Here is a 24,110-nt window from a genome sequence, read left to right on the forward strand (position 1 = left end):
CTCGAATCACACCAGTGTGACTCATCCCCAGTGTGGATAACCCCTGTGGATAACCATCCGACCTCCTGGGCCCCGCGCCGCAACCTCGTGGTAGTGGCGTGGGGCCTGACCACGTTGCTGCTGGTCGGAACGGTCCTGGACACGTTCTTCGGCGACGGCAAGGGCGCGCTCCTCACCGGCCTCGCGACGCTGGCCGTCGGCGCGTTCGCGGTCCATTGGACGCTCGTGCGGCCCCGCCTGTCCGCGGACGAGCACGGCCTCCAGGCCCGCACCCTCACCGCCACGCACCGGCTCCCCTGGGCCGGCACGGCGGTCCGGCTGCGCAGCACGCGGCGTCTCGGGCGCGAGGGCGTGACGCTCGAACTGGAGCGAGACGACCAGCTGTTCATCTTCGGCCAGACCGACCTCGGCGAGGATCCGCGCGACGTGTTGGACGTGCTCACCGCGCTGCGGGCACGCTCAACTGGAACGTGACGACCCGCAGCCGTACTCGGCCTGGCCCTGAGATTGGTGGAAACCGCACGACACCGTCGGGATCTGGGTGGCCCGCCAGCCGATCAGCCCGGCGAGCGCGAGCGCGACGATGACCGTGCCGATCGCCTGCCAGCGGACCAGATTCCGGGCGGGGGCGTAGAGCATCGCAGCCGTCACCAGGGCCCCGGTGACGAGGCCGCCCGCGTGCGCCCAGATCGAAATGCCGGGGACTGCGAAGGTGATGTAGGCGTTGAGCACCAGGTTGATGAGCAGCGCGGAGGGGTTCAGCCGAAGCTTCAGCACAATGACCGCGTAGCTGCCCAGCAGCCCGAAGATCGCTCCGGACGCACCTGCGGTGGCGCCGTTCAGGTCCTGGAAGAGCAGCACCGCCGTGGAAGCGCCGAACATCGACGCGAAGTAGAGCGCCAGATACCGGACCTTGCCGAAGACCTGCTCCAGCGCACGGCCCATCATCCACAGCGAGAACGCGTTCGCCGCGATGTGGATGGGTCCGTAGTGCAGGAAGCCGGAGGTGAAGATCCGCCACCACTCGCCACCGCCGAGAGTGGCTGACGGCCAGAGAACGCCCGCCTGCTCGACGGGGGCTACTTGGTTGTCGAACAGGCTCTTCGCCTGGACGACGGTGATCAGGAAGACCGCCACGTTCACCGCGATGAGCGTCGCGGTGACGACGTAAGAACGCGAAAACCGGGCCCCGGCGATCGTGCGGGAGCCCATTCCGGCGTCGCGATACTGCCGCTGCTGCTGTTTCTGCTGCTGCGTCCCGGTCTGGACGCAGTCGGTGCACTGGAACCCCACCGGGGCTTCGCGCAGGCAGTCCGGGCAGGCCGGACGCCCGCAGCGGGCACAGCTGAGACCGGTCGGGCGGTTCGGATGCCACCAGCAACCGGGAAGGGAGGGCGCGGGCGGGTTCGGCGGTTGGCTCACGATGCCTCCAACCTACCGAAACCCCAGCCCTGCCCGCGGCGCGTCAGTCTTCGACGGTGATCTTCTCGATGACCACGTCGGACAGCGGGCGGTCCGCCGGTCCGGTCGCGGTCGTCGCGATGGCGTCGACGACGTTGCGGGACTCCTGGTCCGCCACCTCGCCGAAGATCGTGTGCCGGAAGTTCAGGTGCGAGGTCGGCGCGACGGTGATGAAGAACTGCGAGCCGTTGGTGCCCGGCCCGGCGTTCGCCATGGCCAGCAGGTACGGCTTGGAGAACTGCAGCTCCGGGTGGAACTCGTCGCCGAACTTGTAGCCGGGGCCGCCGCGGCCGGTGCCCGTCGGGTCACCGCCCTGGATCATGAAGCCGTCGATGACCCGGTGGAAGATCGAGCCGTCGTAGAACGGACCGGAGGTGCCGCCCTTCGCGTTCGGCTGGGTGTACTCCTTGGAGCCGGTGGCCAGCCCCACGAAGTTCGCCACGGTCTTCGGCGCGTGGTCGGGCAGCAGGTTCACGTGGATGTCACCCTGGTTGGTGTGCAGGGTGGCCTTGCGGGCGCTTTCAGTCACGCCGCCATCGTGCCACCCCTTCGCACAAATGGGGGGTTCAGGGGGCCGTCCCGGCCCGTCGCGCCGGGCAACACCCCAGGAAGAAGGCCCTTTCCCGAGGTTTCCCGGACGCCCGGAACGGGAAGCCGCAGCGGTGCGGGCGGAAAAAGGGCAGGATAGATGTCAAGCAACAGATCTGTTTCACAACGATTGATGAGGTGAAGACCATGACCCGGGCCGTGGAATCGGTCGGCGAGTCGGTCAAGTCCGGCTCGACGGACCTGCGGAAGCTGGTCGTCGAGGCGGGCAAGGCGGGCGCGAAGGCCGCCGAGGCCGGCGCGGAGGAGCTGGGGAAGCGGAGCCGCCGGGCCCAGCGCAAGCTGGCGAAGAAGACGGAGCTGACCCGCAAGGAGCTGAAGAAGAGCTCCGCCGCGGCGCGCAAGGAAGCGCTCGCCCGCATCGCCGAGATGAAGAAGCCGGGCCGCAAGGCCAAGAAGGCCGCGATCAAGGCCGCCGCGGCGGCCGGCGAGTCGAAGCGGCGCGGCAAGAAGGACTTCAAGGCGGCGAAGAAGGAGTTCCGCGCCGCGCTGGAGGAGGCGAAGAGCGCCGCCAAGGGCGCCCGCAAGCGCCGCCGCTGGCCGTGGCTGCTCGGTCTCGGCGCGGTCGCGGTCGGCACCGCCGTCGCGCTGAAGTCGCGGCAGCAGGAGCCGCCGGTCGCCCCGGCCCCGCCGAAGGCCACCCCGCCCGCCCCGCCCGCCAAGCCGGCCGCGGAGGCCAAGGACGCGAGCGACGCCAAGCCGGGCGAGCCGAAGACGAACGGCAAGGCGCCGAGCCCGTCGGCCGCCGAGAAGAAGAACTGAACGCGCGAAAAGGGCCCCGGGAAGTGCGTCCCGGGGCCCTTTTTCGCAGGTCGCTCAACGCGGTTCCGTGACCGGTGCGGCCGATTGCCCCAGGTGGAATCGGGGCGATCGGGAGCCAGGGAACCTAGCCGGTTCAGGCCGTGGCGGCGTGCTTGTCGATCAGCTGGCCGAGACGCGGCAGCGCCTCCTCGACGTTCTTCTTGCCGTTCGGGCGCAGCTTCGAGTAGACCTTCTTGATGCTGTCGCGGCTGCTGCGCTCGGCGCGGGCGTCGGTGACCCCGAGCAGCGCGTCCGAAGCCTTGTCCGCGTGGCTGCTCAGGTAGGCGCCGAAGTCGTTGCCGCCCTGGGCGCGGTAGTCGCCGTAGAACGGCTCGAGCGCGTTCGAGAAGTCGTCCAGCAGGCTGTCGATCGCGGACGGGATGATGCCCGGCTTGATCTTCTTGACCGCGGCGAAGCCGGTCTTCACGACCGCGCCGGAGACCCCGCCCTTGTCGGCGACCTCGGCGTCCACGAGCTCCGCGAAGTCGGCGACCACGGTGGGGCGACGGCTCGAGTCAAGCAGGATTTCCTTGAGGGTGTCAGCCACGAATCTGTCCTTGTCGTCGAAAAGGGGTAACCAAAGTATTCGGTGCCGGACGGGCACCCGCCGCGCGAGTGTTGGGGGGACCGCGCGTGCTGCTTAGAGTAATACAAGATCAACTTCACTCACCCGTGCGGAGCCCGTTACTCAGAGCTTCAGGGCAGCGATAGCCTTTTTCGCCACTGTGCGTGCTTTGATGCTCTGCTTCTGGTTGCTCGTCACGATGACGGCGGCGTCCCCCTTGGCGACGGCGTAGACCACCCCGTCGCCGGCCGGCTGGTAGCCGCCCTTCCACCCCGCGGGCTCCGAAGCCGGGTTCGACGTGTCGACCGGCGCCGCCTTGTTGACCAGCGCGGTTGCCACGTCGCTGTTGCCCACGTACACCCGCACGGTCAGCTGGATGCTGCCGTCCGGGCGGTAGAAAAAGCAGGTCGGATGCGGCTGGTCGGCAGACACCCGCACCGTGGTGACGTGCTGTCCGTTCGCGTCCTGCACCGTCTCGTTCGACAGGTACGGGCACTCCGCGGTACGGACGGGCTGCGGATCGGGCGGCAGCGCCGCCGACGTCGGCGCGGAACTCGCCGGCGCCGAAGACGGAGTCTCCTTCGCCGGGCTCGACGGAGTGCAACCGGCGAGCAGGACCAGGGCTGGGGCGAGAACGAGAAGTCGGCGCATGGCGGGCACAGTCAACCATGCCCGGTCAAGTCCCCGCGAAGGCGGCGCGTGCGACGATGGCAGCGATTCCGCTCAGCCCCGGGGAGGTCGCGGACGTGCTCACGCCCGAGCAGTACCTGCAGGTGGTCGCCGAACGCGTGGTGCGCAGCGGCGGCAGGCTCAACACCGTCCAGATCGGACCGGTGACCTCCGCGGTCGGCCTGTTCGCCGAGTCGATCATGCTCTCGACGATGAACTACTGCGTGGTCGCCGGGGCCTACCCGGAGATCAACGCGGCGACGCTGCAGCAGTTCACCGGCCTGGCCACCCAGCACGCCCGCGCCAACGTGCAGGGCACGATCGGCTGGACCGCCGCGTCGGTGGTGATCTGCGGGCTGGTCGGACGCGTGCACCCGGACGCCGCGCAGCTGGCGAGCGCGAAGACGAGCAACCAGTTCGGCGGCGAAACCCGGATGGTCGCGGTGGATCCGTACGCGGGCGTGACCTACGCGTTCACCGGCGGGAAGCTCTGGGGCGCGGCGATGCACGGCGCGATCAACGCGAAGCTGACGTTCTGTTTCCCGCAGCCGGGCGAGGCTTTCCAGCAGCTCCAATGGCAACAGCAGCAACAGCCCGGCTACGGGCAGCCCCCGCGGCCGGGTCCTGGCGGGTTCCCCGGGCAGATTCCGTCCGGGCCGATGCCGCAGACCGGGCCGCCGCCCGCCGCCGGTCCGGCCGGGCCGCGGCCGCCGCACTACCCGCCGCCGGGACAACCGCCGTACGGTCGGTGACATGGTTTCGTTGCGCGGCTGGCAGTCCTTCCCGGAACAGCTCCCCGAATTCGACCCGGACCACGTCCCGGAAACGCCCGAGGAGCTGTTCCTCGACTGGCTGACCGAAGCGGGCGAGCACGTGCTGGCCCCGCACGCCGTCACTCTGTCCACAGTGGACGCCGACGGGGCGCCGGACGCGCGCGTGGTGATCCTGAAGAACGTCGACGAGGACGGCTGGGCCGTCGCGACCAGTTTGGAAAGCCCGAAGGGCCAGCAGCTGGCGGCGAACCCGCGCGCGGCGTTGACCTTCTTCTGGCCCGGGCGCGGACGGCAGGTGCGCGTGCGCGGCCTGGTGGTCCCGGCCGCGCCCGAGGTGTCCGCCGCCGACTTCCTGGACCGCCCGCCGGCGTCGCGGGCCGAGGCGTACGTCGGGCATCAGTCGGAGGTGCTGTCCGATCCGGCGAAGCTCGCCGAAGCCGCCGCGGCCGCCGCGGATTGGGTAGCGGAAAACCCGGACGTGGCACCGGAAACGTGGACGCGCTACCTGATCCAGCCGGAATCGGTCGAATTCTGGCAGGCCTCGCACGACCGGAAGCACCTCCGGGTCCGCTACCGCCGCGAACCCGCGGGCTGGGTCCGCGAACGCCTCTGGCCCTAGAGCCGGGAGTTGGCCAGCAGCTTGGAAATCGCGCCGACCGTGGCGTAGCCCCGCCATTCCAGTGCGGCCGCCGGGGAGAAGCTGGCGAAGTCGACCGTCCAGCCGCCGTCGGGCTGCTGGCCCTGTTCCAGCCGGGTCAGGTCCGCTTCGACCGCTTCCGCGGTGAACAGCCGCCGGGACGGGCCGGGCACCGGGCTGAAGTCGAGCGGTCGCAGCGCCTCGCCCTCGGAGCCGCCCCGCACCGGGACGATTCCGCTCTCCGGCAGGAACTTCCCCAGTTTCGTCAGGAGGTCATCGGCTTCCGGATACCGGTCGTAGGCGGCATCGAGCAGGTGGATCGCGAAGCTCAGCTCGATGGCGTGCGGCATCTCCTCGAGGTCCCGGATCGCCCGCAGGCAGGTCTCGGTCGCCCGGGTGAGCCACGGATGCGCCGCGACCGCCGGGTCGTGTCCGGCGACCCGCCACGCCGCCGACGTCACGAACGCGGTGCCCTGCAAGGAGAACACCGTCGGGTCGGCTCCGGTCCAAAAGGGAGCACAGGCCGTCGGGTCGGCGACCGGGAACGCGAACGGCAGCCCTCCGTCGGGAAACGACACCGACTCCAGCCAGTCGCACAGCCGCACCGCGTGCGGCGTAGTCACCGGAGCCACGTCGGCGAACACCTCGAACGCGTGCAGCGCGCCGCCCGGCTGGCTTTCCGGCGCACGCAGGTCCGGTTCCAGGCCCCAGCCGTAGCCGCCGTCCGGATTCCGGTAGGCCGCGACCGCCGCGAGCACCTCCTCCGCGCGCCCGTTTCCGTGCCGAAGTTCGAACCGCCGCTGGTCCAGCACCCTGCCGTGCCCGGCGAGGAACGGGGCGACGGCCTCCAATTTCACAGTCACCCGGGCACCGTCGCACGAATGCGGCGCGGCGGTCTTGAACGAATCGGCCATCAGCCCGAACGAGCGGATTACTGGGGCTTCGGGCATCGCCGTGGCACGATTCGGAAGTGACCAGCAAGCCGGACGACGCGCAGCGATTGGCCGATCTCGCACGGTTGCGCCGGGTGCGCGACCGGATCGACCGCGAGTACGCCCGTCCCCTGGACGTCGAGGCGCTCGCGCGGAGCATCAACGTGTCCGCCGGACACCTGAGCCGCCAGTTCCGCGCCGCTTACGGAGAGTCGCCGTATTCGTATTTGATGACTCGGCGCATCGAGCGCGCGATGGCGTTGCTGCGCCGGGGCGACCTGAGCGTCACCGAGGTCTGTTTCGAGGTCGGGTTCTCGTCGCTGGGCACGTTCAGCACGCGCTTCACCGAGCTGGTCGGGAAGCCGCCGAGCGTTTACCGCCAGGAGGAGACCGGGGCGACCGAGGGCATGGCGCCGTGCGTCGCGAAACAGGTCACCCGACCGATCAGGAATCGAGAAGCATCCCGTTCGGCGCGAACTTAGTGTGATCGGCATGGACCTGACCATTCACGCGAGCTTCCTCCCGCACACCGATCCGGAAGCGACGCTGGCCTTCTACCGCGACGTCCTCGGCTGGGAGGTGCGCAACAACGTCAAGTACGGCGACATGGCCTGGATTACCGTCGGGCCGCCCGGACAGCCGGACACCTCGCTCGTGCTGCAGCCGGTCGCCGCGTTCCCCGGCATTACCGACGACGAACGCCGGATGATCACCGAAATGATGGCCAAGGGCACTTACGCCGCGCTGAACCTGGCCACCAAGGACGTCGACGCGACCTTCAACCGGCTGCAGGCCAGCGACGCCGAGGTCGTACAGGAGCCCACCGACCAGCCGTACGGCGTCCGCGACTGCTCCTTCCGCGACCCGGCCGGAAACCTGATCCGGATCCAGCAAGCGAGCTGAAGAAGTCCGAGCCGGACCTCTGGGGAAGAAACAGGGAGAGACGATGACCAAGGCCAAGGGGAAGCCCGCGCCGACGCACGCCGCGGACAGCCACGACCTGATCCGCGTGCAGGGCGCCCGCGTGAACAACCTCAAGGACGTCAGCGTCGAACTCCCGAAGCGCCGGCTGACGGTGTTCACCGGGGTGTCCGGCTCGGGCAAAAGCTCGCTGGTGTTCAGCACGATCGCGGCCGAATCGCAGCGGCTGATCAACGAGACCTACAGCAGTTTCGTACAGGGTTTCATGCCGACGCTGGCCCGGCCCGAGGTCGACGTGCTCGATGGGCTGACCACCGCGATCATCGTCGACCAGCAGCGGATGGGGGCCGATCCGCGTTCGACGGTCGGCACCGCCACCGACGCCAACGCGATGCTGCGGATCCTGTTCAGCCGGCTCGGCACGCCGCACATCGGGTCGTCGCAGGCGTTCTCGTTCAACGTCGCCTCGATCAGCGGCGCGGGCGCGGTCACCGTGCAACGCGCCGGGAAGCAGGTCAAGGAGCGGCGCAGCTTCAGCGTCACCGGTGGCATGTGCCCGCGCTGCGAGGGCCGCGGTTCGATCAACGACATCGACCTTTCCCAGTTGTACGACGATTCGAAGTCGCTCTCCGAGGGCGCGCTGACCATCCCCGGGTACACCCCGGGCGGCTGGAACTACCGGCTCTACACCGGCTCCGGGCTGGTCGATCCGGACAAGCCGATCCGCAAATACACGAAGCGCGAGCTGCAGGATTTCCTGTACAAGGAACCGACGCGGATGAAGATCGAAGGCATCAACATGACCTACGAGGGTCTGGTGCTGAGGATCCAGAAGTCGTATCTGTCCAAGGACGTCGAGGCGATGCAGCCGCACATCCGCGCGTTCGTGGACCGGGCGGTCACCTTCGCGACGTGCCCGGAGTGCGACGGGACGCGGCTGAGCGAGCTGGCGCGTTCGTCCAAGATCGACGGGATGAGCATCGCCGACGTGTGCGCGATGCAGATCAGCGACCTCGCGGAATGGGTCGGGAAACTGTCTGACCCGTCGGTCGCGCCGCTGCTGAAATCGCTGCACGAGACGCTCGAGTCGTTCGTGGAGATCGGGCTCGGTTACCTGTCGCTCGACCGGCCGGCGGGCACGCTCTCCGGCGGCGAGGCGCAGCGGGTGAAGATGGTCCGGCACCTCGGCTCGTCGCTCACCGACGTCACGTATGTCTTCGACGAGCCCACCATCGGCCTGCACCCGCACGACATCCAGCGGATGAACGACCTGCTGCTCCGGTTGCGGGACAAGGGAAACACCGTCCTCGTGGTGGAGCACAAGCCGGAGGCGATCGCGATCGCCGACCACGTGGTCGACCTCGGTCCGGGTGCCGGCACGAACGGCGGCACGGTGTGTTTCGAGGGCACTGTGGACGGTCTGCGGGCGAGCAACACGTTGACCGGCAAGCATTTGGACGACCGCGCGGCGCTCAAACCGTCCGTGCGGGAGCGCACCGGCGTGCTGGAAATCCGCGGCGCGAACACGCACAACCTGCAGGACGTGGACGTCGACCTCCCGCTCGGCGTGCTGTGCGTGATCACCGGGGTCGCCGGATCCGGCAAGAGTTCGCTGATCCACGGGTCGATCCGGGAGTCCGACGATGTCGTGTCGGTGGACCAGGCCCCGATCCGCGGTTCGCGGCGGAGCAACCCGGCGACCTACACCGGGCTGCTCGAACCGATCCGCAAGGCGTTCGCCAAGGCCAACAACGTCAAGCCCGCGCTGTTCAGCGCCAACTCCGAAGGCGCGTGCCCGAACTGCAACGGCAACGGCGTCATCTACACCGACCTCGGGATGATGGCCGGGGTCGCCACGACCTGCGAGGTCTGCGAGGGCAAGCGGTTCGACGCCTCGGTGCTGGAGTACCGCTTCGGCGGTCGCGACATCAGCGAGGTGCTGGCGATGTCGGTCGCGCAGGCCACCGCCTTCTTCGCCGAGGGCGACGCGAAAACCCCTGCCGCGCATCGGATTCTCGAGCGGATGGAGCAGGTCGGGCTCGGCTACCTGACCCTCGGCCAGCCGCTGACCACGCTGTCCGGCGGCGAGCGGCAACGGCTGAAGCTGGCCACGCACATGGGTTCGAACGGCGGCGTGTACATCCTTGACGAGCCGACCACCGGCCTGCACCTCGCCGACGTGGAACAGCTGCTCGGGCTGCTGGACCACCTGGTCGACTCGGGCAAGTCGGTGATCGTCATCGAGCACCATCAGGCCGTGATGGCGCATGCCGACTGGATCATCGACCTCGGCCCCGGTGCCGGGCACGACGGCGGCCAAGTGGTCTTCGAGGGAACGCCCGCCGAGCTGGTGAAGAAGAAGCGGACACTGACCGGGAAGCACCTGGCCGCCTACGTCGGTTAGCCGAGCGGCCGCCGGTCGGCCCAGGGAAGCGCCTGCTCCAGCGTGCGGGAGACCTGCAGCAGCAGGTCCTCCTGCCAGGGCGCGGCAACCAGCTGGACGCCGACCGGCAGGCCGCTGGCCTCGTCGTGGTGCAGCGGGAGCGAGATCGCCGGCTGGCCGGTCACGTTGAACAGCGACGTGAAGACGCCCATCGGATACGCGGCCACCACCGGGTTGCCGCTGGCTCGCCACGCGCCGATCTTCGGCGGGAGACCCGCCATGGTCGGCGTGACCAGCAGGTCGAAGCTGTCGGTGAAGGCTTCGACGATGCGGCGGGACAGCAGCTGGGTCTGGTGCACACTCTCCGCGTAAGTCCAGGAATCGACCGACTTCGCGGCTTCGCGCTGAGCCCGGTTGTGCGGTTCGACGCGGTCCGGGTCGACCAGCGGGATCCCCGCGCTGGCGACGTTCCAGACCTTCATGAACGTCGAGATCAGCTCCTCCGACGTCGGCAGCGGAAGCGGTTTGTCGACAATCTGGTGGCCGGCTTCTTCGAGCGCGCGGAGAGTTTTGTCGACCGCGGTCAGGCATGCCGGGTCGACGGAGATGCCCCCGATCAGCGACGTCGTCAGGACGCCGATCCGCAGGCCAAGCGGCCTTTCCGCGTCGAGCGCTTCGGCGAGCGACCGCGCCGGCGTCGGCGGTGACCACCACGCGCCCGGGTCGTGCTTCGCGAGCACGTCCAGCGCAGCGGCGGTGTCGGCCAGCGTCCGGCTGACGACGCCGCTGGTCGCGAAGCCCTCGACCTCCACGACGGCGTTCGTGACCAGGCCTCGGGTCGGCTTCAGCCCGACCAGGCCGGTGCACGACGCCGGGATGCGGATCGATCCGCCGCCGTCCTCCGCGTGCGCGATCGGGGCCATTCCGGCGCTGACGGCGATCCCCGCGCCGCTGGACGAACCGCCCGGCGTGCGATCCGGGTCCCACGGGTTGCGCGAGATGCCCCGCGCCTCGCTTTCGGTGAACGGCACCGCGCCGAACTCCGACGTCGTGGTCTTGCCGAGCGGAAGGAAACCCGCGTCGGTGAACCGCCGCACGATCGGGTCCGACTTCGGCTGCGGAGCGCGGTCGGTGGCCAACGAGCCGTACGTGGTCGGCCAGCCTTGGACGTGCCTGAGGTCCTTGATCGGCAGCGGAACCCCGTGGAACGGCGGCAGCTCCTCCGGCGCGGACCGCACCACGGCGTCCGCGGCGGCTTTCGCGGCGGAGCGGACCTCGTCGTCGGCGCGGAAGCAGAAGGCGTTGAACTTCGGATCCAGCTCGGCGATGCGGTCGAGGCAGAAGTCGGCGACCTCGACCGGGCTCACCTCCTTCGCGCGGATAGCGGCGGCGAGTTCTACGGCGGAATTGATCATCACGGCTCCCCTTTCCGGTACTCGTTCAGCCTGGTCAAGGCCGTGGGGTCCGGTCTTGGAGAAATGTCGCGCGGCCGGATTTGGCTACGCTGGCGGCATGCGACCTGCCGAATGGGCTCGCGACGGCGCGAAGGTATGGGGCATCGCCGTGCCGACCCGGCCGAGCCGGCTGCCCGGCGTGCGGATGGCTGGATTCGTCGGCGACACCGTCGACCTGGTCGACCTGACGGTGGTCCCGTACCCGGCGGTCACGCTGTTCCTCAATCTGCGCGAACGGTTGCTGGTCAACGACGTGGCGCGCGGCAGCGTGGTCGCCGGGCTCGCCCCGCAGGGGATGCGCGTGCGGGGACAGGGCATCGAATGCGTGCAAATCCGGCTGTCCCCCACGGTCGCGCACGCGGTACTCGGGACGGAGCTGAGCGGTCAGGTCGTGTCTTTGGAGGACGTCTGGCCTACCGACCTGCCGGACCGGCTGCGCGCGCTCAACTCCTGGAATGACCGGTTCTCCCTGGTAGAAGCCGCGTTGGGCAAGCGGTTCGAGGCGGGCCGCACGGTGGATGCAGAGGTCGCCTTCGCCTGGCAGCGGGTGGACGCGCACCGCGGTCAGGTACGGATCGACCAGCTGGCCGACGAGACCGGCTGGAGCCGCAAACGCCTGTGGTCCCGGTTCCGCGGCCAGCTCGGGCTCAGTCCGAAACGCGCCGCGCGACTGGTCCGGTTCGACCATGCGGTGCACCGGCTGGCCGCCGGAGAGAGCCCCGCGTCGGTGGCCGCGGAGAGCGGATATGTCGACCAGTCGCACCTGCACCACGAGGTCAAGGCCTTCGCCGGAGTCACCCCCTCCGCCGCCGCGAACGCACCGTGGCTCGCGGTCGACGAAGTCGCCTGGGCTCGCCCCCGCCGCGCGAACGGGTGATCGCACCGGCATGATCGCGGGGTGACTTCCCTCCGGCCCCCCGCTGTTTCGCTGCGCCGGTGGCTAGACGACGTCGGCACCCGCCGGTCGGCGGTGTTCGCGCTGGTCCTCGCCGCGGTGGCGGCGGCAGCGGTGATGCTGTGGCTCGTCTGCACGATGTGGCCGCTCGACCTGGAGATCTACCGGTCCGGCGCGCGGGCGCTGGCCCAGGGCGAGGACGTCTACGGCCCGCTCCCGCCGACCCGCGCCGGGCTGATCCTGCCGTTCATCTACCCGCCGTTCGCGGCCGTCGTGTTCCTGGTGTTCGCCGCGATACCGCTGCCGCTGGGCGCGATGCTGATGCTCGCCGTTTCGCTGGCAGCCCTGTGCGGGACGGTCTACGTCGTGGTCCGGCCGCACGTCCAGCGGCGGACCGCGGTGTTGGCCGCGCTGGTGATCGGGGCTGGCTCGCTGACTCTCGAACCGGTCCGCGAAACGTTGTGGTTCGGACAGATCAACCTGCTGCTGATGGCGCTGGTGGTCGTCGACTGCCTCGGCCCGCGCACCCGGCTGCCGCGCGGCGTCCTGCTGGGCCTGGCCGCCGCCATGAAGATCACCCCGGCCGGATTCCTGCTGTTCTTCCTGCTCAAAAAGGACTTCCGCGCGGCCGTGACCACAGTGGTCACCTTCGTGCTCGCCGGCGTGGCCGGGTTCCTGATCGCCCCGGAAGCGTCCATGAAGTACTGGTTCGGCGGCGGATTGACCGGGGCGTCCGGCATGAGCGGATCGATTTTCGCGACCAACCAGACCATTCAGGGCGCGGTGCACCGCTTCGGGCTTCCGGACACTCCGACGCTGATTCTGGTCGCGGTCCTGACCCTGGCCGCCCTCGCGCTGACCATTCCGGCGATGCTGCGTGCCGACCCGCCGATGGCGTTTCTGCTCAACACCGCGGCGATCCTGGTGTGTTCGCCGATTTCGTGGTCGCACCACTGGGTGTGGATCGTGCCCGCACTCGTGCTGTTCGCCGCTCGTGCGCACACCCGGCTCGCGGTCGCCGGATTGACCGCCGTGGCAGCGATTTTCGTCATCGCCCCGCATTCCTGGCTGCCGAAAAACGGGTACCTGGAACTGTCCTGGAGCCCGGTCGAGCACCTGATCGGCAACAGCTATTTGCTGCTGGCGCTGGGCTTTCTCGGCTGGCAGTGCTACGCGACGCGCCGTCAAACCGCCGCGGTCTGAGCCTGCAACGGCTTCGGCAACGGCTCGGCGTGGAGCACGTGCAGCGTGCTGACCGCTCGGGTGAGCGCGACGTACAACCGTTGCAGCCCACGCTCTTCCGCCGCCACGATGCGCGCCGGTTCGACCACCAGCACAGTGTCGTACTCCAGGCCCTTGGCCAAACTCACCGGTGCCACCGTGATCCGAGCAGTCCCCTCGCTGTCCAAGACTGTGTGGTCCAACCCGCTCGCGGTAAGCGCCCGGCTCAATTCGGGGACATCCGCGTCCGCGGCCAGCAGCCCGATCGACCCTTCCTGCTTTAACGCCTTCGCACAAGCCTCGACCGCGGCGGTGATCGTCTCGTCCGTTTCGGTCAGGTGCAACGCGTCCGCGGAGTGCCGGAACGACGTGGGGCTGCGCAGGTCCGGGGCGATGTGCGGAAGCAGCCGAGCCGCGAAGTCGAGCACGTCCGCCGGCACTCGGTAGCCGTGCGTGAGTTCTTCGATCCGCCCGTTTGTGCGGTCCAAGTGGGTCAGCACGGTGGCCCAATCGCGGACCGCGTACGGACTCGTCGCCTGCGCGACATCGCCGAGGACCGTGCACGCACCAGCCAATCTGCGCGCGATCGCCCGCAGATGCATCGGGCTGAGGTCTTGCGCCTCGTCCACCACGACGTGCCCGAGCTTGGCCGGCCGCTCGATCAACGCGGTGACCTCGTCCAGCAACGCCAGATCGAGCGTGGACCAGGTCATCGCCTTCCGACTGCGCGGCCGCGGACGGAACAGCGCTTCCTGTTCCTCGGCGGTGAGGATTCCGTCGGCCGCTTCCGCGAGACACGCTTTGTCGGTCAGCAGGTCGTAAATCAGCCGCGCGGGTTCCACGGCGGGCCACATGTCCCGGACCGCCTTCGTGATCGCGGCGTTCCGGCGAAGCTGAGGCAGGGTCGCGCTCGTGCCGCCGGACCGCTCCATCTCCCGCAGGATCCGATGCGCGAGCCGCTGGGCCAGCAATTCGCGTCCGGCGCGGTAGTCCGCGCCGCGGCTGAGGATTTCGGTGAGTTCCTCGGCGATTTCCTCCGGATAAAGCCGCCAGGTCCGATGCTGGTACTTCACTTCGAGCGTCCGGTCGACCGGCTGGATCCGCGCCCACAGCTGCCGCCGGACGACCTCCGCCATCCGGACGTCGCCCTTGATCCGGGCCGTCCGCGGATCGTCGACGTATCCGACCGAGTGGCCCACCCCGGTCAATTCGTCAATCGTGGCTTGGGAAACCGCCACCTCGCCGAGCGCCGGAAGCACGCCCGCGATGTAGGCCAGAAACGCCCGGTTCGGCCCGATCACCGCGACCCCGCCGGCTTTCTGCAGCCGCACCCGCTCGGTGTAGAGCAGGTACGCCAGCCGATGCAGCCCCACCGCGGTCTTGCCGGTCCCCGGTGCGCCCTGAATGCAGATCGTCCGCTCGACCGGCGCGCGCACGAGCCGCATCTGGTCCGGCTGAATCGTGGCGACGATGTCGCGCATCGGCCCCTGCCGAGGCCGCTCGATCTCCGCGGTGAGCAGCCGATTCGCCGACGAACCGGGCCGATCGAGCGGCTCGTCCTCGTACGCGCTGAGCACGCCCGACTGATCGAAACCGTACCGGCGCCGAACGCGCACCCCCATCGGATGCTCGTGATCGGCTTCGTAAAACGCCCTGGCGAGCGGTGCCCGCCAATCGATCACCAGCGGTTCCCCGTCGTCATCACGAATTCCTCGCCGGCCCAGGTAAACCAGGTCATGCTCGGGCGACCGGGTATGCGGTCCGCGCGCAGCCTCGTACACCTCGCCCGGCGGGTAGTCGAGGCGGCCGAAGAAGAGCGGCGCGTCGTCGATATCCGCTAGCTCCTCGGCGATCTCGATGCGAAACTGCTTCAAGACGTGGTTGAAGTACTTGTCGTCGACCGCGTCGCCCTCGCCCATCCCCGTCTCGATCGCGGTCTTGATCTCCGCGCGCATGCGGTTCAGTTCCGCGTGACAGGCCTGGAGATACTCGCGCTCCGCCCGGATCTCTGGCTCCACTGCCGTTCCCCCTATTTCTTGACTAGGTTAAATATACAACTGAGTCAAGTTTTTATCCGGGTTCGAGTCGCGGTTAGGCTGACGCCCGTGTCAGGACTGCGCGAGCGCAAACGCCGCCGCACGAGGGAAGCGATCGCCTCGGCGGCTCTCCGCCTGTTCCGAGAATCCGGCTTCGACGGGGTCTCGGTAGCCGACATCGCGGCGGAAGCAGAGGTATCGAAGCCGACGCTGTTCGCGTACTTTCCAACGAAGGAAGACCTGGTCATCCACCAGTTCGTGGACGAAAACGGCCCGGCGGAGATCGTCCGCGCCCGAGCGGAGGGGGTCTCGGCGCTGTCCGCGTTGGAGCAGGCTTTCCTGGACCGCCTGGCCGAGCGCGACCCCCTGACCGGCCTGAACGACTCGCCGGACGCGATCACGTGCCACACGCTGCTGTACTCAACGCCGGCCCTGCTGGCTCGGCTGGCTACGTACCTGCTGGCGAAGGAACAGGAACTGGTGGATGAGCTGCAGGCGTCGTGCGGAATCCCGGACGACTTCACCGCCCGCTTGGTGGCGGCGCAGATCTTTGGCACGCAACGGATCCTGGGATTCCACAACGCACGAGAGATCCGTGAAGGCCGAAGCGCGGACGAGACCTACCCAGATGCGGTTGCGCGAGCGGAGGCGGCGTATCGAATGCTGCGGGATGGGTTGTCTTCGGTGCTGTGACTCAGTCCGCGAGCCAGGCGTAGGAGAGCTGATAGCGATCCGCGACGAGGACCATGTCGTTGACCTCCAGGGGAGAACCGTCTTCTTTGAGGGCCACTCTGGTCACCGTCAGGACAGGCGCTCCGGCGGGCAGGAGTGCTCTTTCCGCCGCGGTCGGCATCCGCGCGCCAACCTGCTCGACGAACGATGCCGGCGGATGACCAGCCTCTTCGAGCCGCGCGTAGGTCCCGCCGGGGCCAGTGTCAGCTTCCTCGACGCCAGTGCCGCGCGTCAGCTCACGCGGGAGACGTGACACCGACAACTGAACAACCCTCCCGTCCGCGCGCAGGACTCGATCCCGCACCGTGACCTCGGCACCTTCATCAATCGCGAGTTTCTGCGCCACACGGGCATCTGCCCGCTCGAACCGTACTTCCACCGAGGCGGAGGGAATGAATCCGCTGCCCTCAGCGTCCGCGAGAAACGCGGCCCGGTTCTTTGCCCGGGCCGCACGCGACAGTCTCGACGGGGAGTTTCGCTGGATGTTGCCGCCGGGCTGAACCGAATCGACCATGGACCCCATCTTCGCCTTGATCCCCACAGCACGAAAGGGCCAGCCGAGCCATTTCGTCCACACCCGCCGTAGGCAAGCGAAAGACGCGGCCGAAGAAATACGGAACGATCTTGACGTTCCTCGGCTTCGTCGGCTGCCTAGACCCGGCCATCCAGCACGGCGAAACTCCACTGTGGACTCACCCCCTGCGACACGACGCGGCACAAATCGCGCCCACTCCGGCAATGGCGATGCCGAGGAATTGACCCAGCTTTCCGAACTCACCGTCACATGGGTCCGCCGCATTCCAACGCCCTTGCCATTGGCTCCGCCGGAATACACCGCTAGCCGGACAGCGCCGCGCGCAATTGGTTGGCCAGCCACCGTTCGTAGGCCGTCGGCTTCCACCCGCATCGTTGGACGAGCCGGTCGTAGACCTCGGGCGCGGTCAGCGTCCAGACCGCATCGACTGCTTCGTCGAAGTCGTGCGACGCCAGTTGCCCTCGTTCAGTGATGCCGCGCAGGCTGTGGGTGTTGCCCTTCCTGCGTTCGGAGTCGATGGTCGACACGAAGGCCTCCAGCACCGGGTCGCCGCCGGGACCGTGTGCGACCAGCACTCCGAGCAGAGGTCCGACCCGGTCGTAGATGGTCCGGCTCCAGGCGGCGTAGGCGGCCGCGTAGGACGGTACGTCAGCCGCTTCGGTCACCTCCCGAAACTCGGGGCGCTCGCTCATCGGTGTCTGGTCCTCGTCTCCGGCGAGCATGACGTCGTAGACCGCCTTGATCACCTCTGCCTTGCCGCCGACGGAGTTGTACACCGTCTGCGGGCTGACCCCGGCTGCCTCGGCGAGTCCGGTGATCGTCATTCCCGCGTAGCCCCCGCCGCCGAGCAGGAGCTCGCGCGCCGTCCGCACGATATGCGCCCGGGTGGCCCGCGCCTTCTCCTCTCGCTGCGGAGCACGGTATTGCCTTGCCACGGCCCTCCCAATCAGCTAGATTCTAATTCCACTGGATTTTACTTCCAGTCAAGTTCCCTCAAGGAGGGTAACCATGGACAACCCCGCACGCACCGCCGCCCTCGCCGTGTTCGACGCGATCAACACCGGAGAACTGGCAATCCTGGACACCCTGGTCACGAAGGACTTCGTCGACCACGGGTCGCCGTTCCCCCTGCCGCCCGGCCCCGCCGGCTACCGGCAGATCCTCACCTTCGTGCACCACGTGCTCAACATCAGATACGCCATCGACGACATCTTCGACACCGACGACCGCGTCGTCATCCGCGCGACCGCCACCGGAACCGGCGTCGACGCGATTCACGGCCAGGGCACTGAAGGCAAGCCCTACCGGATGACCACGGTGCACATCTACCGCACCGAAGGTCCACTACTCGCCGAGCACTGGGGCGTCCGAGACGAACTCGGCGCCCGCATCCAACTCGGCGCGCTGCCCGCCCCCACCTTCGTTCCGCAAAACGCCTGAGCCGGTCAAGCCGACCGCCCCAGCGAAAGACTGCGCAGCATCCGATACCGCCGGAACCCGCTGCCGCGCACTCCCGGGAACTCCTGCACCTTCCGCCACTCGTCTGAGACCCCGACCGTCCCGCGGCCGGACCGTGCCAACGCGTCGCGATGGGACTGTTCGTCCGTCCACTCCGCATAGTTGAGCACTCGCATCCCGTCGGTGCTGACGTGAAAGTGCCCGGAGAGTCCACCCGGCGCGGGCTTTTCTTCACTGGCCAACGCATCGAACACTGTGTCCACCCACCGCCGCTGCCGCTGCGCGTCGGCCCCATCGAACTCGACACTCACCACGACAATGCAGCCCGGAACCGTTGTGCTCTCGCGATTTCCGCTGCGATACAACCGATATTCCACCGGATCAGCATCAGTAACGCGCCGCACAAGTCCAGGATCGACTGCCCCTTCCGCCCACTGGGTGTAGACCAGCGACGCTTCGCCCTCGGTGCCGGCCAAGGCATGGAAGGAAATCAGCCCGGCAGGCCAGGACTCTTTTTCCAGCCGCGCAAACACTTCCGTCGCCTCGACGGTCGTGTCGGCGATGAGCACCGCACCGACGTCCGTACGCGCGAAATCCGGCCGGTTGACAGTCATGAAAATCCCTCCGCGATCTGTACTGACTCAGGAAGGATGGAACTTCAAGAGAAGTTGAAGTCAAGCCAGCATCCTCGCCACTCCAACTATCACGAGGGCAGGGGGCTTGATGGTGTCCAAGCGAATTTTGGGCTGTCTCGCCGCAAACAGGACGGATTGAACATACGAAAACTTGGCCGGCGCGTCCTACACCAATCGCGGGAACTACCAGGCGCCCGCGCTCAACCAGGTGTTCGGCGAAGCCAAGATCATCGCCCGGCGCAAGCAGATCCCCTAACGCACGAATCCCCGCTCGGCAGGAGCCGAACGGGGAGTGCGAGTGGACCTGAGGGGAATCGAACCCCTGACCCCCGCCTTGCAAAGGCGGTGCTCTACCAATTGAGCTACAGGCCCGGTGCGGACCGGAGTCCGCGAGGCATGACGTCAGTTGCGCGAGGCGTCCGCGGCCTTGGCCGGCGCGCTGCCGTTCGCCGACGGGGCAGCAGGCGTGGTGGCTTCCCGCCACAGGTCAGCTTCGGCCTTGGCCGCCTTGTTGCGCTTGACGACGAACAGGACGCCGCCCGCGACGACCGCGAGTGCCAACAGCTTCTTCACCTGAAGCCCCCTTCTCAGTGCTTGCGCTACCCCACGATGCTACCGGACCCGCCGCGCGTCCCGTCCAGCGGTTCCGTCTCGCTCGTTCCACGTGGAACACCCCGGGAATATCCGGAGTGCCCGGTCCGTTGAAACCGACGGCTCTCGCGGCCACGCAACGCTCAGCCCTGCCGGTCCTTCTCTTCCCGGCAGGGCTGACTCGTCTCCGTCAGCCGGGCGCGGACCCCGGCGAGACCCGATCCGACTAGGTCAGGGTGACCGTTCTCCAGCCCGTACGTCACCTCATGCCACGGGCCCAGCCGGTTCCACGACCCAGCCCGACACCGCGGTTCGGGAGTCACTTCGTCCCCAGCGGAGAACGCCGCGACGCACTCCGCCGAGATCCGACCGGCCGTCCTGCTTCAGCACCTGCTCTGGCCCAAGGTCGGCATGGATGCGACCCGAGCAACGGCGGGACGGCATCGAGCGCCAAGACTTCCGGCTCCCACCGAGTTCCCGCGCCTTGCCCACGTCCGCGTTATGCAAGCACGGAGGAAGCGGCCGACCGTCCTCGGCAGTCAGTTCCCCGGCACCAGCGCATGCCGGACGACCAACGGATTTCCCCGCCACGCCAAGGGAATCGGCACGGCCAACTAATTCCTCGCGCATCATGCCGGGAGCCCGATCGCGAACTCGATCTCCGAAACCTCCCTGCTGCCAAGGGAAAGCGTGCCGAGAAGGTCGGCGATCCGGCGCCGCTGCGCGGCAGTCGGCTGGAAATACCTCGGCACCGCCAGCCGGTCTCGAAATTCGCCGCACTCCAAGTCGGCGATCACCGCCTCCCATCCGCCGAGGCTCCGGTGCAGCCACCATCCCCGACGCCGGACAACCGGATCCGCGGAATCCTTCAGCACGGCCAAATCCGCCAACGACCACAGGCGCGGACTGCTGCTGAGCACGTCACCCGCCAACCGCGCCACGCGCGAATCCTCGCCGGTCATTTCCCGCAGCAGCCAAGACACGTCCGAAGCGACCGCCTTGCCGCGGAGCAACGACAACCCGGCCTTCTTCAAGACCACATCCGTGCTCTGCGCGAGCTCGAGGATCTCCGTCCGGGCAAGCTCACCTCCCGCCTCCGCGAGCCCGGCGTACGCGCGGGCTCGCACCGCCGGCCGGGCAGCGGAACGTGCGACCGCGGCATAAACCTCCACCGGATCCCGGCCCATTTCCTGCCAGCGGATCCGAGCCCACATCCGCGCCAGCACCGACCGGTCGACCAGAAGTCCTTCCACGACACCAGGATCGAGCTGCGCCGCGGTCAGCTTCACCAAGCCCAGCACCCGGCCCTCCGCGGACCGTCCGCGAAGCAACGACTCGGCGATGACCTCTGGCGTCCCCGACTCCGCGATCACCTGGATCAACTTCCGCCGGACGACCTGGTCCCGTTCCCGAGGCAGCAACCGAACTGCATCCGACAAGCCAAGCAAGCCGTCCTCGAAGCTGTGCCGGAACGCAGTCCGCCGTACCTCAAAGTCCTCGGAACTCCGCAAGTACGCCCACACCGACTCCTCGCCCTGCGCGGCGACCAGCGCATCGAGATAACGCTCAAACGCCTGCAAACCTCGTCCGCGGTGCGCAATCCGCCGCAGCACCGGCACGATCTGCCCCGCCTGCGTCAACGTCGTACGCCGCAGCACCTCTTGTTCGGCCAGCTCGCGGACCACCTCGACATGGTCGGAAACCCGGACCGCCAACGCGCGGTCGCTCACCGCCCCAGCCGAAGTGCACAACACGCGAACCGCCTGCTCCCGCAGACGGCCGTCCGGGTGCATCGAGGCCAGCGCCGCGACAACCGGCGAGGCGTGCTTCAGCTTCCAGCGGTGAGCCCGTCCCAGCACCGGTACCGGATAACGAGCCTGGCGGGCGTAGTAGTCGATCCGCAGCATCTCGCGCGCAGTCGCCGACACCAGCCATGCCTCGGTTTCGGCCAGACCAGACGGAGTACGGATGGTGGCCGCGGCGAGCCTCAGCTGCGCACGGATCTGCGCGGGGGTCTGCATGCGGCTGATTCTGGCGGGCACCCCGCCGCGCAGTCAGCTGAAATAGCCGGAAGGCCGGTCCGCGACTGCGAACCGGCCTTCCGGGAAATGTGGGCCCACCAGGACTTGAACCTGGGACCTCTTCGTTATCAGGGCAAATCTAGTCACTTCCGAGGTCGGGGGACGCGGCCTGACCTGCACGGCCATCGTCCGTGAACGTCCGTGTACGTCCGTCGTTGGTCACCCCGATTGTCACCCGTTTTGTCACCCACCGCTGCCTCGATGCCTTCTGCTAGAACCAGCCGCTTCCGCCGGAGATCCGCCGGTCGACACCTGGTCCGGCCCGCCGTTGCCGGCATGGCTGGGGCCTCCTCAGTCCGCGCTAGCCTTAGGACTGACCGCCGGTTTTCCACCAGGCTCCGCCGATGGCTTCCTTTGCCGCTGGCCCAACACGCACGGTCTTGCCTGGCGAAAGGTTGGACAGGTCGCCCGTGGGTTTCAATCCGACGGCTCGAATGGCCTCGATCCGCTGCAGTGCAATCCGGCGGCCGTCGCTGCTGCGTTCCCGCCATGTTGCGCTCTTCGAGGTCTGCCGGTCATGGACGCGGTATAGCCAGGTTACAGCGCTTTCGTTGTAGCCATTGACCACTTCGGAGAGTGCCGCAAACATGATGATGTCATCGTCAACGGGGGCACCTCCCCAACCGCCGAAGGCGCGAACCAGTTCGGTCCTCAGGTACAACCCGGCGCAGTGGATCGGCCAGTTTCCTTCGTGCTCGATCGCCCAGGTATTGACCAAGCCAGCGGGCACCTCGCCGAATGCGATAGCCGATTCATAGCCTCGCCGTTCGCCGTTCGATAGCAGGTCATCGGCCTGGCCGACCGCCCAATGGACGTCTGGCCGCTCGAAGTGCGGGAGCATCCGCTGCCACGCTCCGGGCAAGAGGACATCATCATGGTCTAGAACCTGCACGACGTCTCCGGTCGCCCTGGTCAGCGCGAGATTACGAGTTGCTGCAATGCCGGTGTGCGCGCGGTTTGGCGAATATCGGACGTTCGGCAGAGCGGCCACCTTGCTTGAGAGCCCAGGTGACTCGCCATCTTCCTGAATCAGCCATTCGAATTCCCATCCTTCTGGGAGTTCCTGACTCATTACGCTACGAATCGTTTCGTCGAAGTAGTCGGACAAAGGGGCGTATGCGGCAGTGATGATGGACAGTCGCTTAGTCATTACTTGTCGTCCCATCGCTTGAGCGGCGTGCGGAAGGTGAGCATGGTTCGATCGGCGGGGTATTGAGCATCGCTCACCTCGACAACGCGACCAGTTGTGTCGATTGATATTCGGCGGACCAGGAGGAGAGGTGTCCCCTCGACTAGGTTCCACTCCTCCATTTCCACGGTCGTCGGCATCGTAGAAGTCACGTAGTCCACTACCTCGTCAACCTCGATTCCGACGGTGTAGAGCTGATGCATGGTCCCGCCCGGCCATCGGGCTTCTTTGAGGTCGGCGATTTTCGGATTCGCGTCGATGACTTCTTTCAAGAGCCAAGACAGCGACTTGGCCTCAAGCGCGCCGGTCTTTCGGTCTCGGTGAATGTATTCACGGCGCAGGAGGGTCGTGCCCTCCGGGACGCCAAACGCGTCGGCGAGGTCCAGGTCTGCCGGTACAAGTGAGTAGTTGGGGATGAAGTCGTACCGGTCAATCGACCCACCCATGTCGTCCTCTGCCAGGCCATGGCCAGCGCGGACGTCTTCCGGCTGCCGAACCATGTCCTTCTCTGCCTGGTGGCGGTCCGAGCTTCGCTCAACCCGCTTGGGCGTCGGCCTCACCTTCGGCGGGGTGCCGCGCTTAACCACAACCAATCCTTGCTGCTTGAGCAGCGCGATTGCGTTGCGCGCTGACGTCTGCGACGCGTCGTACTCCTCCATGAGCTGGTGGAGCGGGGGCAGCGAGTCCCCTGCTCGGAGTTCGCCCAGCTCAATCTTGATCCGCAGGTCGTCGGCGATCCGAAGCGCGATCGTCTGTCGCGCGGGGGTCCGCTGTGTCTCCATGCCGCCGATCGTAGGCGTTTGAGGGTTTGTACACAAACCCCCTTGCGCTCCGCTCGGGCAGCGGCTACGTTCAACCTCAGCAAGTTTGAGCACAAACCCTCAAACACTCAAACGAGGAGGACGCATGTCTAACAAGGCACTCCAGCACCTGGGCATCAGCAAGTCCGGCAAGGGCAAGGTGTTCGGCTTCCTGTTTCTGGTCGCCGCGCTCGTGTGCATCGTCCACGCGCCCCTGGAGTCGGCGCACTTCGTCGGTCACGTGATCGGCAGCGCGAAGACGTTCTTCTCCTCGTTCTGAACACCCTGTTTGACCTGCACATTCGTTGATTGGAGATTCAATGAGGTCCGCACGCATCAGCCGCCGCGCCGCCGAAGCTGCCTACGACGGCACGGACGAAAACTACGACGTTCTGGCCGCCCAAGACTGGGTTTCGACCGCGGTTGACCCGTTCGATGTGCTGGACGCCGCGGTCGAAGAGACCGAACTGTTTCTGTCCGCGGCCGAGTTGGCTGCGATGCACGACTACCTGCACGACTTCCGCGGCCAACGGGACGCTGGTCGCCGGAAGCGCCGGGCCGGTCGGGCAGTTGTCCGAACTCTGCCGAGCGCTGTGCGCCCCATCTCGGAGGTTGAGAGCGAGGCCGCGTGATGGCCGCCCAGTGCCCGTTGACCAGCCTGTTCGGCCCCGACGCGGCGGCTCACTCCGCCAAGAACGCGCCTGCCGCGCCGGGTCTCGCCAACCAGCCTTCTGA

At 67.7% G+C, this 24,110-nt stretch carries 27 protein-coding genes and 1 tRNA gene; 13 read left to right on the forward strand and 15 right to left on the reverse strand.

Annotation, left to right across the window (positions count from 1 at the left end):
- Positions 1-45: 45 nt before the first annotated feature.
- The gene (locus L942_RS31865; RefSeq protein ID WP_037367469.1) at positions 46-474 is read left to right on the forward strand and encodes a PH domain-containing protein; all 429 of its coding nucleotides are present in this window, start codon (positions 46-48) and stop codon (positions 472-474) included.
- On the opposite strand, the gene L942_RS31870 is transcribed toward L942_RS31865, so the two are convergent.
- Together L942_RS31870 and L942_RS31875 are read right to left on the reverse strand one after the other, a co-directional pair.
- A complete protein-coding gene (locus tag L942_RS31870; protein WP_037367470.1) occupies positions 460-1,293 on the reverse strand; it encodes a rhomboid family intramembrane serine protease in 834 nt (277 codons plus the stop codon). The two genes, L942_RS31865 and L942_RS31870, sit on opposite strands and share 15 nt — an antisense overlap.
- Before the next feature lie 172 nt (positions 1,294-1,465).
- Entirely contained in the window at positions 1,466-1,990 is a 525-nt protein-coding gene (locus tag L942_RS31875) for a peptidylprolyl isomerase (RefSeq protein WP_037367471.1), read from the reverse strand.
- A gap of 206 nt (positions 1,991-2,196) precedes the next feature.
- Here L942_RS31875 and L942_RS31880 point away from each other — a divergent pair, with 206 nt between their 5' ends.
- Positions 2,197-2,829 carry a hypothetical protein gene (locus L942_RS31880; protein WP_037367521.1) on the forward strand — a complete coding sequence of 211 codons (633 nt, stop codon included), beginning with the start codon at positions 2,197-2,199 and terminating at the stop codon, positions 2,827-2,829.
- A 133-nt stretch (positions 2,830-2,962) separates the two neighbouring features.
- Here the strand turns inward: L942_RS31880 and L942_RS31885 are convergent, their stop codons facing one another.
- On the reverse strand, positions 2,963-3,415 hold the full coding sequence (locus L942_RS31885; protein WP_037367472.1) for a DUF6918 family protein: 453 nt from the start codon (positions 3,413-3,415) through the stop codon (positions 2,963-2,965).
- A 141-nt stretch (positions 3,416-3,556) separates the two neighbouring features.
- Positions 3,557-4,084, reverse strand: a complete 528-nt coding sequence (locus L942_RS31890; RefSeq protein WP_106965106.1) for a DUF2020 domain-containing protein — start codon at positions 4,082-4,084, stop codon at positions 3,557-3,559.
- A 95-nt stretch (positions 4,085-4,179) separates the two neighbouring features.
- Between L942_RS31890 and L942_RS31895 the strand changes: the two genes are divergently transcribed.
- Both L942_RS31895 and L942_RS31900 read left to right on the forward strand, forming a co-directional pair.
- Positions 4,180-4,854: a hypothetical protein gene (locus tag L942_RS31895; protein ID WP_037367525.1), complete on the forward strand. Its 675-nt coding sequence runs from the start codon at positions 4,180-4,182 to the stop codon at positions 4,852-4,854.
- Between the two features lies 1 nt (position 4,855).
- The gene (locus L942_RS31900; RefSeq protein WP_037367473.1) at positions 4,856-5,494 is read left to right on the forward strand and encodes a pyridoxine/pyridoxamine 5'-phosphate oxidase; all 639 of its coding nucleotides are present in this window, start codon (positions 4,856-4,858) and stop codon (positions 5,492-5,494) included.
- On the opposite strand, the gene L942_RS31905 is transcribed toward L942_RS31900, so the two are convergent.
- A complete protein-coding gene (locus L942_RS31905) occupies positions 5,491-6,375 on the reverse strand; it encodes a hypothetical protein (RefSeq protein ID WP_037367527.1) in 885 nt (294 codons plus the stop codon). The two genes, L942_RS31900 and L942_RS31905, sit on opposite strands and share 4 nt — an antisense overlap.
- 107 nt (positions 6,376-6,482) lie before the next feature.
- Between L942_RS31905 and L942_RS31910 the strand changes: the two genes are divergently transcribed.
- From L942_RS31910 to L942_RS31920, 3 genes are read left to right on the forward strand one after another with little or no spacing between them, the layout of a single operon-like run.
- Positions 6,483-6,926 (forward strand): helix-turn-helix transcriptional regulator, encoded by a 444-nt coding sequence (locus L942_RS31910; RefSeq protein WP_037367475.1) that lies wholly within the window; start codon positions 6,483-6,485, stop codon positions 6,924-6,926.
- A gap of 10 nt (positions 6,927-6,936) precedes the next feature.
- A complete protein-coding gene (locus L942_RS31915; protein WP_037367528.1) occupies positions 6,937-7,347 on the forward strand; it encodes a VOC family protein in 411 nt (136 codons plus the stop codon).
- A 43-nt stretch (positions 7,348-7,390) separates the two neighbouring features.
- Positions 7,391-9,769: an ATP-binding cassette domain-containing protein gene (locus tag L942_RS31920; protein WP_037367477.1), complete on the forward strand. Its 2,379-nt coding sequence runs from the start codon at positions 7,391-7,393 to the stop codon at positions 9,767-9,769.
- On the opposite strand, the gene L942_RS31925 is transcribed toward L942_RS31920, so the two are convergent.
- Entirely contained in the window at positions 9,766-11,163 is a 1,398-nt protein-coding gene (locus L942_RS31925) for an amidase (RefSeq protein WP_037367478.1), read from the reverse strand. The two genes, L942_RS31920 and L942_RS31925, sit on opposite strands and share 4 nt — an antisense overlap.
- A 97-nt stretch (positions 11,164-11,260) precedes the next feature.
- Here L942_RS31925 and L942_RS31930 point away from each other — a divergent pair, with 97 nt between their 5' ends.
- Positions 11,261-12,079: a helix-turn-helix domain-containing protein gene (locus L942_RS31930; protein ID WP_037367479.1), complete on the forward strand. Its 819-nt coding sequence runs from the start codon at positions 11,261-11,263 to the stop codon at positions 12,077-12,079.
- A 21-nt stretch (positions 12,080-12,100) separates the two neighbouring features.
- Entirely contained in the window at positions 12,101-13,300 is a 1,200-nt protein-coding gene (locus L942_RS31935; protein WP_037367480.1) for a glycosyltransferase 87 family protein, read from the forward strand.
- Here the strand turns inward: L942_RS31935 and L942_RS31940 are convergent.
- A complete protein-coding gene (locus L942_RS31940; protein WP_081655317.1) occupies positions 13,282-15,336 on the reverse strand; it encodes a HelD family protein in 2,055 nt (684 codons plus the stop codon). The two genes, L942_RS31935 and L942_RS31940, sit on opposite strands and share 19 nt — an antisense overlap.
- An 87-nt stretch (positions 15,337-15,423) precedes the next feature.
- On the opposite strand from L942_RS31940, the gene L942_RS31945 reads away from it, so the two are divergent.
- On the forward strand, positions 15,424-16,047 hold the full coding sequence (locus tag L942_RS31945) for a TetR/AcrR family transcriptional regulator (protein ID WP_037367483.1): 624 nt from the start codon (positions 15,424-15,426) through the stop codon (positions 16,045-16,047).
- 1 nt (position 16,048) lies between these two features.
- Here L942_RS31945 and L942_RS31950 read toward each other — a convergent pair whose 3' ends face one another.
- Together L942_RS31950 and L942_RS31955 are read right to left on the reverse strand one after the other, a co-directional pair.
- Entirely contained in the window at positions 16,049-16,609 is a 561-nt protein-coding gene (locus L942_RS31950; protein WP_081655318.1) for a GntR family transcriptional regulator, read from the reverse strand.
- 314 nt (positions 16,610-16,923) lie between these two features.
- Entirely contained in the window at positions 16,924-17,556 is a 633-nt protein-coding gene (locus L942_RS31955; protein ID WP_037367484.1) for a TetR/AcrR family transcriptional regulator, read from the reverse strand.
- 73 nt (positions 17,557-17,629) lie between these two features.
- Between L942_RS31955 and L942_RS31960 the strand changes: the two genes are divergently transcribed.
- Positions 17,630-18,061: an ester cyclase gene (locus L942_RS31960; RefSeq protein ID WP_037367485.1), complete on the forward strand. Its 432-nt coding sequence runs from the start codon at positions 17,630-17,632 to the stop codon at positions 18,059-18,061.
- 5 nt (positions 18,062-18,066) lie between these two features.
- On the opposite strand, the gene L942_RS31965 is transcribed toward L942_RS31960, so the two are convergent.
- The 6 genes from L942_RS31965 to L942_RS31985 form a co-directional block, all read right to left on the reverse strand.
- On the reverse strand, positions 18,067-18,693 hold the full coding sequence (locus L942_RS31965; protein ID WP_037367487.1) for an antibiotic biosynthesis monooxygenase: 627 nt from the start codon (positions 18,691-18,693) through the stop codon (positions 18,067-18,069).
- Between the two features lie 320 nt (positions 18,694-19,013).
- Positions 19,014-19,086 (reverse strand) — tRNA-Ala (locus L942_RS31970).
- A 30-nt stretch (positions 19,087-19,116) separates the two neighbouring features.
- The gene (locus L942_RS45075; protein WP_020663676.1) at positions 19,117-19,287 is read right to left on the reverse strand and encodes a DLW-39 family protein; all 171 of its coding nucleotides are present in this window, start codon (positions 19,285-19,287) and stop codon (positions 19,117-19,119) included.
- Between the two features lie 647 nt (positions 19,288-19,934).
- Positions 19,935-21,326 carry a hypothetical protein gene (locus L942_RS31975; RefSeq protein ID WP_037367489.1) on the reverse strand — a complete coding sequence of 464 codons (1,392 nt, stop codon included), beginning with the start codon at positions 21,324-21,326 and terminating at the stop codon, positions 19,935-19,937.
- 367 nt (positions 21,327-21,693) lie between these two features.
- Positions 21,694-22,536 (reverse strand): glycosyltransferase family 2 protein, encoded by an 843-nt coding sequence (locus L942_RS31980; protein WP_037367491.1) that lies wholly within the window; start codon positions 22,534-22,536, stop codon positions 21,694-21,696.
- A complete protein-coding gene (locus L942_RS31985) occupies positions 22,536-23,357 on the reverse strand; it encodes a GntR family transcriptional regulator (RefSeq protein WP_051166387.1) in 822 nt (273 codons plus the stop codon). The genes L942_RS31980 and L942_RS31985 overlap by 1 nt, the downstream gene beginning before the upstream one ends.
- A 124-nt stretch (positions 23,358-23,481) precedes the next feature.
- On the opposite strand from L942_RS31985, the gene L942_RS44585 reads away from it, so the two are divergent.
- Both L942_RS44585 and L942_RS31990 read left to right on the forward strand, forming a co-directional pair.
- The gene (locus L942_RS44585; RefSeq protein ID WP_158684567.1) at positions 23,482-23,655 is read left to right on the forward strand and encodes a hypothetical protein; all 174 of its coding nucleotides are present in this window, start codon (positions 23,482-23,484) and stop codon (positions 23,653-23,655) included.
- A gap of 40 nt (positions 23,656-23,695) precedes the next feature.
- Positions 23,696-24,007, forward strand: a complete 312-nt coding sequence (locus tag L942_RS31990) for a hypothetical protein (RefSeq protein WP_037367492.1) — start codon at positions 23,696-23,698, stop codon at positions 24,005-24,007.
- Positions 24,008-24,110 lie beyond the last annotated feature (103 nt).

It is taken from the genome of Amycolatopsis orientalis DSM 43388 (assembly GCF_000411975.1).
Classification (GTDB): domain Bacteria; phylum Actinomycetota; class Actinomycetes; order Mycobacteriales; family Pseudonocardiaceae; genus Amycolatopsis; species Amycolatopsis orientalis_D.

Coding starts and splice junctions, on each gene's coding strand:
- L942_RS31880 (WP_037367521.1), top strand. CDS start 2,197: ATGACCCGGGCCGTGGAATCGGTCGGCGAGTCGGTCAAGTCCGGCTCG.
- L942_RS31890 (WP_106965106.1), bottom strand. CDS start 4,084: ATGCGCCGACTTCTCGTTCTCGCCCCAGCCCTGGTCCTGCTCGCCGGT.
- L942_RS31900 (WP_037367473.1), top strand. CDS start 4,856: ATGGTTTCGTTGCGCGGCTGGCAGTCCTTCCCGGAACAGCTCCCCGAA.
- L942_RS31915 (WP_037367528.1), top strand. CDS start 6,937: ATGGACCTGACCATTCACGCGAGCTTCCTCCCGCACACCGATCCGGAA.
- L942_RS31920 (WP_037367477.1), top strand. CDS start 7,391: ATGACCAAGGCCAAGGGGAAGCCCGCGCCGACGCACGCCGCGGACAGC.
- L942_RS31925 (WP_037367478.1), bottom strand. CDS start 11,163: ATGATCAATTCCGCCGTAGAACTCGCCGCCGCTATCCGCGCGAAGGAG.
- L942_RS31930 (WP_037367479.1), top strand. CDS start 11,261: ATGCGACCTGCCGAATGGGCTCGCGACGGCGCGAAGGTATGGGGCATC.
- L942_RS31950 (WP_081655318.1), bottom strand. CDS start 16,609: ATGGGGTCCATGGTCGATTCGGTTCAGCCCGGCGGCAACATCCAGCGA.
- L942_RS31960 (WP_037367485.1), top strand. CDS start 17,630: ATGGACAACCCCGCACGCACCGCCGCCCTCGCCGTGTTCGACGCGATC.
- L942_RS31965 (WP_037367487.1), bottom strand. CDS start 18,693: ATGACTGTCAACCGGCCGGATTTCGCGCGTACGGACGTCGGTGCGGTG.
- L942_RS31975 (WP_037367489.1), bottom strand. CDS start 21,326: ATGCAGACCCCCGCGCAGATCCGTGCGCAGCTGAGGCTCGCCGCGGCC.
- L942_RS31980 (WP_037367491.1), bottom strand. CDS start 22,536: ATGACTAAGCGACTGTCCATCATCACTGCCGCATACGCCCCTTTGTCC.
- L942_RS31985 (WP_051166387.1), bottom strand. CDS start 23,357: ATGGAGACACAGCGGACCCCCGCGCGACAGACGATCGCGCTTCGGATC.
- L942_RS44585 (WP_158684567.1), top strand. CDS start 23,482: ATGTCTAACAAGGCACTCCAGCACCTGGGCATCAGCAAGTCCGGCAAG.
- L942_RS31990 (WP_037367492.1), top strand. CDS start 23,696: ATGAGGTCCGCACGCATCAGCCGCCGCGCCGCCGAAGCTGCCTACGAC.